The 12,439-nt window shown below is 65.6% G+C and carries 7 protein-coding genes; 1 reads left to right on the top strand and 6 read right to left on the bottom strand.

Features of this window, described 5'->3' with window-relative positions:
- Nucleotides 1-222: 222 nt before the first annotated feature.
- From DFS13_RS26495 to DFS13_RS26470, 6 genes are all read right to left on the bottom strand, one after another.
- Nucleotides 223-1,149 carry a hypothetical protein gene (locus DFS13_RS26495; RefSeq protein WP_048989008.1) on the bottom strand — a complete coding sequence of 309 codons (927 nt, stop codon included), beginning with the start codon at nucleotides 1,147-1,149 and terminating at the stop codon, nucleotides 223-225.
- The gene (locus DFS13_RS26490) at nucleotides 1,146-4,847 is read right to left on the bottom strand and encodes a type VI secretion system Vgr family protein (RefSeq protein WP_111442288.1); all 3,702 of its coding nucleotides are present in this window, start codon (nucleotides 4,845-4,847) and stop codon (nucleotides 1,146-1,148) included. The genes DFS13_RS26495 and DFS13_RS26490 overlap by 4 nt, the downstream gene beginning before the upstream one ends.
- Nucleotides 4,848-4,908: 61 nt before the next feature.
- A complete protein-coding gene (locus DFS13_RS26485; RefSeq protein WP_077020068.1) occupies nucleotides 4,909-7,308 on the bottom strand; it encodes a DUF2235 domain-containing protein in 2,400 nt (799 codons plus the stop codon).
- Entirely contained in the window at nucleotides 7,305-7,925 is a 621-nt protein-coding gene (locus DFS13_RS26480) for a DUF3304 domain-containing protein (protein WP_059721286.1), read from the bottom strand. Before DFS13_RS26480 ends, DFS13_RS26485 begins: the two co-directional genes overlap by 4 nt.
- 84 nt (nucleotides 7,926-8,009) lie before the next feature.
- A complete protein-coding gene (locus DFS13_RS26475) occupies nucleotides 8,010-8,864 on the bottom strand; it encodes a DUF4123 domain-containing protein (protein WP_006497563.1) in 855 nt (284 codons plus the stop codon).
- Nucleotides 8,865-8,866: 2 nt separating this feature from the next.
- Nucleotides 8,867-11,662 (bottom strand): type VI secretion system Vgr family protein, encoded by a 2,796-nt coding sequence (locus tag DFS13_RS26470; protein WP_111442287.1) that lies wholly within the window; start codon nucleotides 11,660-11,662, stop codon nucleotides 8,867-8,869.
- A gap of 477 nt (nucleotides 11,663-12,139) precedes the next feature.
- On the opposite strand from DFS13_RS26470, the gene DFS13_RS26465 reads away from it, so the two are divergent.
- On the top strand, nucleotides 12,140-12,403 hold the full coding sequence (locus tag DFS13_RS26465) for a PAAR domain-containing protein (RefSeq protein ID WP_006497567.1): 264 nt from the start codon (nucleotides 12,140-12,142) through the stop codon (nucleotides 12,401-12,403).
- Nucleotides 12,404-12,439: the final 36 nt, after the last annotated feature.

Here is a 12,439-nt window from a genome sequence, read left to right as displayed (position 1 = left end):
AAACGTCAATCCGCATCACGCCGCTCCCGCGCCGTTGCTTTGCCCGACTTCGGCATATTGCCGACTCGGAATCGCAAGATTGCTTGTGCAAATGTCCATTCCATCGATGTGCGCCCCGTGCCGCCTTCACCGCCTGAATTCGAGTTCGACCGGCATGCGATTCGAGTCGGAGCGAATCGACAGTGCCCGACGACGATGCGTGTGGCCTGCGTCACGTCAGGGTCACTTTCCCGTCAGTTTCACGTTTTCCAGCCGGTCCATCGGCGTAAAGAACCGCCCGTCCATTTCCTTCGGACGGAGAATGTCGAGGTTCACCGTGCCGACGAAAATATAGTTGCCGGCATCGACACGCCGCATCGCCGAATGATCGGTAAAGGTCAGCGCCGAGTACGGCACCACGAATTCCACCCGCTCGGGCTGGCCCGGCTTGACGACGATTTCGCGGCGGTAACGGCGGGACGTGTCGCTCAGATATTTGCTGACGAGCCTGACGTCGAATTCCACATTGTCGCTGCCGCCACCGATCTGCACATATTGCAAATCGGGACGCGCCAAATCCGCCGACCAATGATCCGGACCATCGACCGTCACGTCCTGCTTGCCATCGTTCGAGAACGTTACCTCGATCACAAGATGCTCTTGCGCGGGCCGCACCGATAATGTCGGATGCAGATTGATTTCCGGGGTGCCGCGCGCCAGCAAATCATGGGCAAGATCGTAAAGTACCGACAGCTTGTCGTTGAATTGATCGTCGAACTGGTAGTTGTACGTGCCCTCGTAATGGTGGCCGCCCTTGTCAAACGAATAGACGAGCACGGCCCCCTTGTTGATTGCATGGATCTGGGGAATCGCCCTGCTGCTCAACGTCGCCTTCACCAGGTCGACATGCTGGCGATAGGTTCCTGTGAGACTCGCCGTATATTTTCCGATTCCAAAGTAACTCGATGGCGGCATCGGGTCGATATCCCGGCCCCGCGAAAAATACGACACCGTGTGGCCATCGGCCGTGAAGACCATCGACGGCGACGGATTCATCTGCCCCTGTCCACTACGAATCTCGAAATAATCCGGGCGATCTTGCGCAAGCGCCATGTCCAACACTCCGAAAGAAATCATCGACATCACAACAACGAGAAAAAAGCGCTTCATTTCAGCACTTCCCAGTCAATTCCGGTCTTTTCGTTGAACCAGTCACGGAAGCCGTACATGTAGTACTTCGGAATTTCCGGCTTTTGCGTGTACATTCCGCGGCCCATCAAGTTCGTTTCGGTGGAGCGCTGCCAGTTGTCGTCGAGCTGTGCCATCGTCACGTCGACCAGATGTCGCGAGTTGATGTACTTCCCGAACACGGCGCCGCCGTCAACAAAGTACTCATCCGGCCAGCCGAACAAGTGCCCGCTCTCATGCGCGATCGCATTCTGGGTCGATACCGGGACAAACCGTTGCTGCTGCTGGTTCCACTCGACTTGCACTTCCCCCCAATTCTCCGAGTTCGCTCGCGTCACCTTGGGAAAGAGATTGATCTCGGCATGGCATCTCCCGGTTTGAACGAGTTCGACTTCAAGTTTCACCTTGACCTTGCATGTACATGCCTTGCCGAGCGGACACGCCTTCGGCTGCATCGAGTAATTCCCCCGGTTCAGTCCTTCCTCGATGCGCTTCTTGAAGCCCGACACGGCAGCAAGACCACCGGGTCGGTCCACTACCCTGATGATCAAGCCTTGCCGTATGCCATCGCTGTTGTACGGCACCGAAAACGGCTTGCCCGTCGCCGGATCCATATGGACGCGCCCCTGGTTGATCCAGTATTGATCCTTCAGATGAACCTTGATACGGACGGTTGCCGTCAACGTCGCCGTCGCAGGTGCATAGCCGATATCGTACGTCCCGGTCGATGCCGCATATTGAAGCCAGTTGAGTTGCCCATTCTTCAACTTCGGATTGCCGCCCTCATCCGTCTCATAATAGTCGGCGGACCCCATACTGACGGTATGCTCTTCCTTCTTGATCGCGGGGACGTGAAGGTTGCACGGTCCACTGTGTGCAGCCGCGCCTTTTTTCGGCATGCCCTCCAGCTCACTGGACACGGGTGGTGGCGTCGAATAACCGAGAGAGGGACCGGATCCCCTCTCCGCCGCCGTGGGTGCAGCCGCGGAAGGCGCGGGCAGCGGTTGACCGGGCGCACGGGAAAATGCCTGCGCCGCGCCCATGGCACCGCTCGCTGTCGGTAGCGTCGCACCGACGATCGAACTCGCCGCACCCACCAAACTTCCGCCCCCCGCCACCGCCCCTCTCCCCGCCGGACTCGCCGCCAGCGCCTGCACGAGAAAGTCGCACGGATCGCCTTGCGGCAACACCGGCAGCGCCGGCAGCTTCACGCTCGTCGCCCGCGGCCCCGGGAACGGATGCCCGCCCGCCTTCACCGCGAATTGCCCCGGCGTCTCGACGACGATATCGCCACCCTTCAACGTGATCCGGTTCGGCCCCTGCTGCAGCACGATCGCGTCCTGCGCGAGCACGTCGACGCGCTCGTCGGTCGACGTCACGCGCACGGTCTGGTCCGCGAGAATCTCCATCGTCGACGCATGCGCCTCGACGCTCACCGGCCCTTCGCCCGCGATTGCCTTGAGCCCGCCCGCCACGCTGTACAAGCTCATCGCATCGCCCGTCGCCGCGGCCACGGTGGCACCGGCGCCCACATGCGCATCGCCTTGCGACGTCAGATGAACGTGCTGCGCCGCATACGACACCGCACTCTCCGGCGTCGTCACCACGATGTTCTCCGGCGACTCCATCAGCACCACGGGCGTCGCAAATCGCTCGACGGGATCGCCGCCGTCGCGCTGCGTCCCGGTCGGCTTGGTCGCGCTCTGACCACCCACGCTGCCCGCGTACTTGCCGTCCTGCGCAGGATCGATCGCCTTGAGGAAATCAGTCTGCGCCTTGTTCGCGCTCAGGCCGGCCGCCTGCGCACCGGTCGCCGCCGTGTCGAGTTCCTGCGCCGTTTTCGCCGCGTCCTTCAATTGCTCCACGCGCTCGGCGACATCCATCTGCGTCGACGCGCCGAGCCGGCGCGCGGTACTCGACATCAGCACGCCCGCGCCGGCCCGCACGACACCCCATCCCTGCGTCGCCAGTTCGAAGCCTTCACCGCGATAGGCGCCGCGCATCGTCCCCTGCTGGTCGATCAGATAGCCCTGCGCGAGGCGCGTGTCGGCAGTCGAATTGCTCAGCTCGTGACGCAGTTGTCCGGCCGCGTCGTCCATCACCCAGCGACTGCCGGGTTGCCCATCGAGGGTTTGCGTCTGCAGGCCCGTCAGTGTTCCTGAATGATTCGCGTCGCTGCCTTCGCCCGCGGAGAACGGCGGACGCACACGCCCGCCGTACACCTGGCCGAGCACGACCGGCGCATCGATGTTGCCCGACTCGAAGCCGACCACCACTTCCGCCCCCACGCGCGGTACAAACGCATGACCGAAATTCGGCCCGGCCGCCTGTTCGGCGACGCGAACCAGAATGCCCGAACGGTGATCGCCCGGCGCGTGGCCGGTCGGATTGGACCGGCTTGCCGTATCCGTCAACCCGCCCGGCAGCGGCGCGACACCGCGCATCCACGGAAACTGGATGCGGACCTGGTGATCGCGCGTGCTGCTGACGCGCCCACCCGGCTCGCCGACGACGATCGCAGTCTGCACCCCGTACACCGTCGGCCGGTCGCGGAACGGCGGCACGATCGGCGTGCCCTCCGGCACCGCGACGAAGCGGTTGCGATACAGCCCCTTGTCGAGCTCGCCGCGTCCGAACAGCTGGCCGATCTGCGCGCCGAGGTTGTTGACGGCTTCGTGCTCGATCGACAGCGGTACGAATCGCACGGTGCCGCCCAGATAGTCGTTCAGCGTATGGACCTTGCCGGTCTCGAGCGTGCGCGACGACCCGCCGCCACGGTAGACCCGTTTCGCGAGCTGCAGCGCGTCGAGACGCTGTTCGGCGTAACGCTGCGCATCGCCGCTCGTGTCGAAGCGGCCTGCGCGCTGGCCGTCGTAGATCTCCCGCACCGGCAGCAACGGCGCGTCGGCATCGGCGGGCTGTTGCGCATGGCCGGCAAGCGCATGAAGTTCGCTGGCTTTCCAGCTCGTCGCCACCACGCGATCCGGCACCAGCTGACGCCGATCGGAGAATTGCGTCATCACGCCGTCCGGATCGCCGACGTCCTGCGCATTGAATGCGATGGCGCTGCCGTCGGGCAGCCGCGCATGGCGGTCGAACACAACGACGGTATGGTCGCCCGACGGCGCCTTCCCCGCGTCTTGCCCGTGCTCGATGCGAAACGACAACCCGGCCTCGGACAACTGCCGCGACACGAAATCGAGATCGGTTTCGCGATACTGGCCGCGCAAGCGAAACGATCGCAGCGGCTCGACGAGTTCATAGCGCCAGTGCGCTTCCGGATAGTCGCCGAACACACGCTCGCAGATCCCCTCGGCATCGAGGTCGACGAAATAGAGGCAATTGCGGCGCAGCTTCAGCAGCGCGAGCCACGATTCCATCGTGAGCCGATAGCGCGTGAACTCGCCGTCGCTCTCCGCATAAGCGGCATGCGTGACGTAGCCGTTCCAGCATCGTTCGCCCGCCGCCGTCGCGAGACGCAGCCGCACGGCGCTGCCGATCAGCGGCGCGAGATCGAGAAACGGCTCGCTCGACAGCACGTCGATCTCGAACCGGAACGATTCGCTGATCCCTTCACGACCGTGAAAGCGCTCTACGACGAATGCGTCCGGCATCGCGGTATCGATCTGGATATGACGGGTCGCTTGCCCGTACCCCGTTAATGCGGCAACTAGATCCATGTCGTTTCTCGGCAATCGCGCGCGAATGCGTGTCGCGCCGGCTGGTTCGTATCCAATCGGTTCATCGGAACAGCTTGCTCATGTCGACGTTGCGCTGCATCTGCTGACGCATCGCCTCCATGTCTTCCTGCACGCTCGGCACATGGGGCGCGTCCCAGCGCACGCCGTTCACGTAGACGGTGCGCCAGCGCAGGTAGCCCCAGACGAACGAAAACTCGCGCCCCGAATCCTGCAGCGCGAGACCACCGGTGACTTTCGGGTCGGTCAGCACGGCGCTGTCGGTCGGCGCGGTGGCATCCCGGGCCGCGCGGGCTTTCTGTGCAGCCTGCTGCGCGGCGTCGTAACGTTTCAGGATGCCGGCCTGCTGCGCGGTCAGCGGCGAACGCGGTTCGGGCTCCGGCGCGACGTTGGCGGCCGGCCCGAGCCCGAGCGCACCCGCCCCCATCATCTGCATGATCTGCGACGGTCCCGGCACGCCAAGTTGCTGGCGCTTCTTCCACTCGGCGTGCTTGCGCTCGAACTCGGCCTGGCGCGTTTTCAGCGCTTTGATCTGGTTGTGGTTCCACACGTCGTCGTCGTCGCCCAGCGGCTTGAACCATGCGCGCGAGTCATGCATGAAGTTGTCGTACAGCGCGCTGATCGGCGCTTCCGGCGGCCCCATGTTCCAGTCGCCGCGCACCTCGAGCCACTGCTTCCATTTCTCTTCGAGCTGCAGCTGGAAGAAATCCTCGGCGCGCTTGGCGCTCGCGCGCACGAGCGGGCCCACGAACGGAATCGCGGACTGCAGGCCCGCGGCGATCGGCAGGACGGCCGGCGAAATGACGGCCGCCGCCTTCGGGTTCTGGGTGATCTTCCGGCTGACCGTGTTGCCCGCGTACCGGCTCACGGTCGGTCCGCCTTCTTTCTCGCATTCGAGCAGGTCGCGCCATTCGAGCCGCAGTTCCTCGTTCGCGCTGTCGAGATCGACGGCATCCTGCGGATAGGCAGCCTTGGCGGCGAGAAACGACGGTTGCAAACGCAAATTGTCGAGCCGCATCTTGCGCCAGCGCAGGTAAAGCCCGTAGTGCGCGCGCATCAGGCCCGGCGTGCCGTGCTCCTTCGCGTAGTAATAGTCGGCGCTCGTGCTCACATAGGCGGAAAAGGCGCGCTTGAGCGCGGGAGAAATCGCGAATGCCGCCGCGGCTTCGGCAGCGACACCGGGCCCCTTGATATCGAGTGGAACACCGGCCTTGCGCGCTTCGCGATACATGTCGAGCAGCGGCACCTGCGACAGCTTGTCCGCGTCGCCGGTGCCGCGCCCCTGCTCGCCTGGCCCGTAACCGCCGCCGACATCCGAATGCACGCCCGGATAGACGATTTCTTCGTGCCCGTCTCGCGACGCATCGATCAGGTCGAGCGGGAACGATCCGCGCGGCTCGTGGGCGGCGACCATATGGACGCAGCGGCGCACGTAGCGCGGCACGCCCATCAATTCCTTGCGCCCCCAGCCGCCGTGCCCGTCGAACAGCGTCGCGGCCGTGCTTTGCGCGATGCCGACCGACGCGACCGTATCGAAGATGCCGAGAAAGTCGTAAGACACGGGCACGCCGCACAGGCTGAAATCGGGGTCCAGCGCATCGGCCAGCCAGTTCGAGAACGTGCGGGCCTCGGCCGCCCCGCGCGAAAAACCGAACACGTACAGCCGAATGCGCTGCAGTTTCGGCTTGCCCTTCACCAGCAGATCGCCGACGCGCGCCTTCAGCTGCGCGCACCGGGCCCGCAATGCGACGCGGCGTTTCTCGTCCCATGCGCGCATCGTCGCGGTCCAGTTTGCCGTATCGACTTCGCCTTTGAGCTGCGCCCAGATCGTGTCGCGATCCCAGGTCAGTTCGATCCCGTTCTGCTCGGCGGCCATCAGCTTGAGCGCACCGACGCTCGAACTGCCGCGCGCGTTGATGTCGCCGAGACTGCCCGGCTTGGGCGGAGTGCCGCCGAGATCGATGCCCTTGAAATTCAGGTCGACGCTGACGGCCTTCGCGAGTTCCTTGTCGCTCTTGCCGAGCGCCGCGGACAGCGAATTGCCGAACGCGTGCGCATGCACGACGTTGTGGATCTGCAGCAGCGCCCAGTTGATGCGCCCCTCGCCGGCCCATCCCGTCGCCGCGCCGGCCGCGGCCTGCAGTCCGACGCCCTGGTCGCCGATCTCGTCGACGAACGGCGTGCCGACGCCGGCCACGTAAATGGCACTGTGATACTTGTCGCGCGGAAACACGTCGAACAGCCGCGCGACGTTGCTGTGCTTGCCGCCCGTGCGATCGCGATCGGCGTTGTTGCGCGTGCCGTCGAAGAAGATGCCGACATGCAGCGTCTTGCAGCAACTCATCCCGTCGTCGTCGTGCAGCCGACGCATGATCGCGTCCTGCTCCTCCCGGGTGACGACGCCGACGTCAGGCCGGTCGGCGCTCGCGAAGCGGAAACTCATTGCATGATCCTCTTGTCGGGATTCGGGCACTGCGGGTCGCTGTTGCGCAACGTGAAGTTCCCCGGGCACGCTTCATCGGGCGCCTGGAGATTTTCGGGGAAGCCCCGGTAGCCGGGCATCCACTGAGACGCATAGACCTTGATTCGATCGTGCGGAAAGAACAGGACCCACAGGAAGCCATCCGAGAATGTGTCGTAGCGCTCAACCGGTACGACCCGGCTCGCAAGCGCCTTCGGATCCTTCCTGTACAGGTTGTCGTCCCGCCACTGCAGGTTGACGGTCAGTCCCGGATGCCATTGTTTCGGCAACGCGACGCAGCAGATGATCGCGCCGCCGCCGCTGCCGATGCGCGCCGGCACCGTCCCGCCCCAGGTGCCATCGACGTAGAACGCGCCGATCGGAACGTCGGTGTAGTTGAGGGCATTCAGCTTCAGCCCCATCGTGCCGGATGCGGCCGCCGCACCTGCGCCGCTCGACGCGCCGCTCGACGCCCCGGCCGCAGTCGACGCGGCAGGCGACATGTCGGTCGCACGCGAGCATCCGGCCGTCCCGAGCAGGATGGCCATGAACATCAGCAGCCGAGCGGCAAACGTCGTGGAACCGGCATTCAAACTCATCTTTTCATCCTCTTGTCCGACGCCGTGCGGCGTGGATCGCTATCAACCACGTGCGCTGTCGCATGCACGCAAACCCGTGTCGTTCTATGCGGACGACGTCGCCGGCGCGAGCTCCGTCACCAGATACCCGGCCGCCACGAGCGCATCGAGCGCGGCTCGCGACGCCGCCGCAGGGGGGCCGTCGTGCCGCGCCCACGCCGCACTCACACACGCATGGGCTTGCGACGGCGTGGCCACCAGACGGCCGAAACTCTCCGGACGCTGGCGAACATGAAAAATCAGCGTGTCGATCTTCGCAGCCTGTCGAAGCCATTCGATCTGTTCGTCGTCGAGCACGTAGGGCTCGCCGCTGCGCCCGGCGTCCGCTTCACCGCCGGCCGCCTCGCCCACGGTGTCGAAATCGAGCGGGACGAGCGCGCCGGTGCGATCGAACACATGCCACGCGTCGATGCCATTCGTGAAGCGGCGGCGCTGTGCGGGCGTCAGCGCCGCGAGCCACGCGGGCAGGCAACGCGTATCGGCGAGACGCACCAGAAATGCTTCGCCGTCGGATGCCGCACTCGCCTCCATCTGTCCGCGCAGATGCGCGGCGAGCGCGGCCGTATCGCGCGCGCCATGCAGCAGGCTCACCATCGGTCGTCCGGACGTCTCGCGCAGCACGGTCTCCAGCATCGCCCGGCGCGCCGCCGCGTCCGCCGGCAGCGGTACGAGGCACGGCGAAATCGCCAGCAAGTCGTCGCCGTCGTACACCCCTTCGTACAACACGACGGCATCGTTGCGCTCGACCGCGGGCATTCGGTCACGCATCGCCGGCGCGAAACTCATGTCGAGCAGCAGGTGCCAACGGCCGTCGGCCGGCACGCGCTCGAAGAGCGCATTCAGCCGGTCCGGCGTGTCGTCGGGATAGCGGTCGATCCAGTCGGTCGTTTCGATCGTCATGCTCAGATCGCCTTGCCCGCGAGTGCGCTGCCCGACTGCATCGCGTGCAGCAGGCATTCGACACAGACCTTTTCGGGAAACTGCGGCAACGGCGTATTCAGTTGAGCGGGCCCCACGAATGCATGCTGCGCGGCATATACGACGAATTTGCCCGGGCAACCGAACGTGACGTCGCCACCTTCGATCGTCACGTGCGCCCCTCCGCTCACCGCGAGATGCACGGTCTTCTTCGCGGCGATCTCGACGTCCGCGCTCGCGGACGCGAGCGTCAGATCGTCGCGCGCGTGCAGGCCCAGCACATCGCGCTGCGCCTGCAGCGTCAGTCCGTCCTTGCCGGCGATCATGCCGATGCCGACACGCTCCGCATGGCTCGCGCCGGCCAGCCAGCCGATGCCTTGCCCGCTGTGAATGCGCAGCTGCTGCGCAGCGGCGAGATTGAAGTCGCCACCGCTGCCGAGCGACAGCGTTTCGCCGGCCGCCCATTGCAGGGCCTGACCGGCAACCAGCCCGTGCCCGCCCCGTGCCTCGATGCCGAGCACGGGGTCGCCCGTGTGCGGCAGTGCGTTGCCGGTCGACCGCTGGGCGGCGTCGGCCGACGCCTGCGTGTAGCCGTTCGCGCCGACCGTCGTCGCGAAGCTCTGCGCAAGCGCATCCAGCGGCGCGGCGCTGCCGTTCAACGACGACTGGCCCGCCTGCTCCACGCCGCGCTGTGCGGCGAACGGCAGCGTCCCGTGCGTATCGGCCGTCTGGTCGAATCGCCGAACCAATGCGGTGTGCCGCGCGAGCAGCGCCTGCAGCGCGGACGCATCGCCCGCCGGCTGGGCGGCGCCGGCAGGCGCGTAGCTCGACACCAGCAGGCCGCGCGTCGCACGCATTGCACCGTACGCATCCGAGCGCAATTCGACGCCCTGGCCACGAAAACTGCCGAGATAGTTGTCCGCCTGATGGCGCAGATGACCGAGGTTCAGTTGCGTGGCCGCGTGCGTGGTCGCCATCTGCAGGCGTCCCATGCCGTCCGAATCATCGGCGACGAGCTGGTTGTGGCCATGCCCGTCGAAACCCTGGCTCTTGAAGCCCGACAGCGCGCCGGCGTGATTGTGACGATCGGTGCCGCCGCCGGCGCCATGCCACGCGGGGCTCAGCCCGCTTGCCAGATTGCCCTGCGCACTCGGCGCATGATCGCCCGCCTGCGTGTAGATCGACGCGTCGAGCGGCTTGCCGGCCGCCCCGCCCGGCGAAGGCGACTCGCCGCCTTCGCCGCGGCCATTGAACAGGCCGCCGAGCACGATCGGCCGGTGGATCAGCCCATGGTGAAACTGCACGAGGACTTCATGACCGATGCGCGGCACCTGCTGAAGGCCGTGCCCGTCGCTCGCGAGCCGTTGTATGGCGCGCGTCGGATACGTACCCGCATCGTCTTGCGCCTGCCAGTGGAAGCGAACGCGCAACCGTCCCTGCGCATCGGCGTGCACGGGCCCCGTCGAACCGGGCCGCGCGTCGCCGGCCGGCCCGACGACGATCGCCGTCTGCGCACCCAGCGCCGTCGGAACCGGATTGAGTCGCTGCCCGGTTCCGTCGGCCAGCGTGGGCCGCCAGACCTGCGTTCGCGGCACCGCATCGAACCGGTTTGCATAACCGCCGGCCTGCGCTTGCCGAACCACGCGCGGATCGAGCGCCGCCGCCGGCAACGGCCCGAGTTGCCGTTCGATGGCCTCCATCACGGTCGCCGGCAGATTGTTGATCCCGACGTGCTCGACGCGCGTCAGCAGAAAATCCTCGGGCGCCGCGGCGCCGCGCACGGGCTGCCAGCCGGCATCGACGAGTTTCAGCGCGCGTCCTGCGCGCGCCGTGCGCAGCGTGCCGTAGCCGGTCCAGAAACTGGCGCGCGACACGATCGCATCGGCCTGGCGCCTTACCGTATCTTCCGCTTCGCGCAAGCTGTCGAACGCCTCCGGCCCGACGTCGTCGTAGAGTTCGCGCGCGCCCGCCGGCCGGCCGAGCGTCGTACTCGCGGTAGTCGCCCGGTTCACGCGATAATCGCTGCTGATCAGTGTGATGCGATCGGCCGTCAGCGACAGCGACTGCCCGATCCCGAGGATCACGTCGTCGGCGCCGGTCGCCGTCCCGCTGGAGCGGCGCGGCACCCCGCCGCGTCGCGCGGACGTATCGTCCTCGGCCAGTTGCGCGCTGTCGTCGAAGACCAGCATCGTATGCCCGGCAGGCGCGTCCCCGTCTTCGACGAAGCAGAACCCGAGGCCAGCCTCGGCCAGCAGATGCTGCACGAATTCGTAGTGCGTATGGGTTCGGTACTGCACGCGATACGCAGTAGGGCCCAGCGCATCGAGCCGCCGGCCAGCATCCGGCGTGAGGCGCCACCGCGCGATCCCGGCGTACGGCGCGAACACCGTGTCGAGCACGTCGGCAAGCGTCTGGTTCACAAAGGTTCGCTCGTCGCGCGCATGCGCGAGTGCGGCGAGCCACGGCACCATCCGGAGATGGTAGCGAGCGAGGCCTGCGTCGTAGCCCCTGCACTCGGCCTCGGCGACGAGGCCGCTGCGCAGCGTCGTCGTGCCGTTCGCGAGCGTGGTGCGAATCGCGACACGCTGCCCGAGCATCGCGTCGAGATCCAGTGCAGGATCCGTCGACAGCGCATCGACGTTCCATTCAAAGAGATCGGAGAGCGATTCGCGGCCGGTCCAGCGCTCGATTTGAAATGCCGCAAGCGCGCCCGATCCGTCCAGCGAATACAGGCGATTGAATGCGCCAAAAAGAGACGCAAATTCCGTGATGACGCTCATGCGATCCCGCTCTCTCAGGATTTGACGTTTTTAAATAGATATTGCTGCGACGAACACGGGATGATGCACGATTGCCGGCATCGCGCGATCGACATGCCGATCCGGCGGGAAATGCGCGGGCTCCCCCGCAACACCGCCCGCTGTCTGGCTGTACGCACGCCAATCGGATCAGATGATGCGACCCCTATTGAAGCTTACTATTTTAGATTACGTCGCGGGGCTTCGCCATAAGCAAACAGACCCGGATTTAAAAATGCCGGCCTTGACGTGCGGCCATCACGCACGATAATGACGGCCTTCGGCTCGAAAGCTACATTACGGCTCAATTGAAACAGGCAATTATTGCCGAAAGGTAATAAATACCCGATTCAGCCGAAATCGATTCGAAAAACGTTGCCGATGACGCGCGCGCCCTCCCGCACCGGCCGGCGAAGCCGCGCTGCATCGTCGATGATTCCAGCCAGGAGGCCTATCCGGATGACCCAACCCTTCATCGTCCTCGGGGACAAGCACAGCCATGGCGGCACCGTGACAAGCGCGTCCACGCTGTCGTCGGTCGATGGCCGCGGCATCGCGCGCCGCAACGACACGGTGACGTGTCCGATCCATGGCCCGAATTACATCGTCGACGGCGACGACACAATGATCGTGCAGGGCGAAGGCGTCGCGCGCGACGGCTACAAGACGGCCTGCGGCGCCGTACTGGTCGCGAGCCGGACGGCGGGCAGCGACGGCAACTGATACACGACGCCGCAAGTCGTGGGGGAATCGACGGAA

Source organism: Burkholderia sp. 28_3 (assembly GCF_003253915.1).
GTDB classification, from domain to species: domain Bacteria; phylum Pseudomonadota; class Gammaproteobacteria; order Burkholderiales; family Burkholderiaceae; genus Burkholderia; species Burkholderia cenocepacia.
The sequence above is the reverse complement of the archived record's forward strand: the minus strand, read 5'-3'. Positions and strand labels throughout refer to the sequence as shown.

Coding starts and splice junctions, on each gene's coding strand:
- DFS13_RS26495 (WP_048989008.1), bottom strand. CDS start 1,149: ATGAAGCGCTTTTTTCTCGTTGTTGTGATGTCGATGATTTCTTTCGGA.
- DFS13_RS26490 (WP_111442288.1), bottom strand. CDS start 4,847: ATGGATCTAGTTGCCGCATTAACGGGGTACGGGCAAGCGACCCGTCAT.
- DFS13_RS26485 (WP_077020068.1), bottom strand. CDS start 7,308: ATGAGTTTCCGCTTCGCGAGCGCCGACCGGCCTGACGTCGGCGTCGTC.
- DFS13_RS26480 (WP_059721286.1), bottom strand. CDS start 7,925: ATGAGTTTGAATGCCGGTTCCACGACGTTTGCCGCTCGGCTGCTGATG.
- DFS13_RS26475 (WP_006497563.1), bottom strand. CDS start 8,864: ATGACGATCGAAACGACCGACTGGATCGACCGCTATCCCGACGACACG.
- DFS13_RS26470 (WP_111442287.1), bottom strand. CDS start 11,662: ATGAGCGTCATCACGGAATTTGCGTCTCTTTTTGGCGCATTCAATCGC.
- DFS13_RS26465 (WP_006497567.1), top strand. CDS start 12,140: ATGACCCAACCCTTCATCGTCCTCGGGGACAAGCACAGCCATGGCGGC.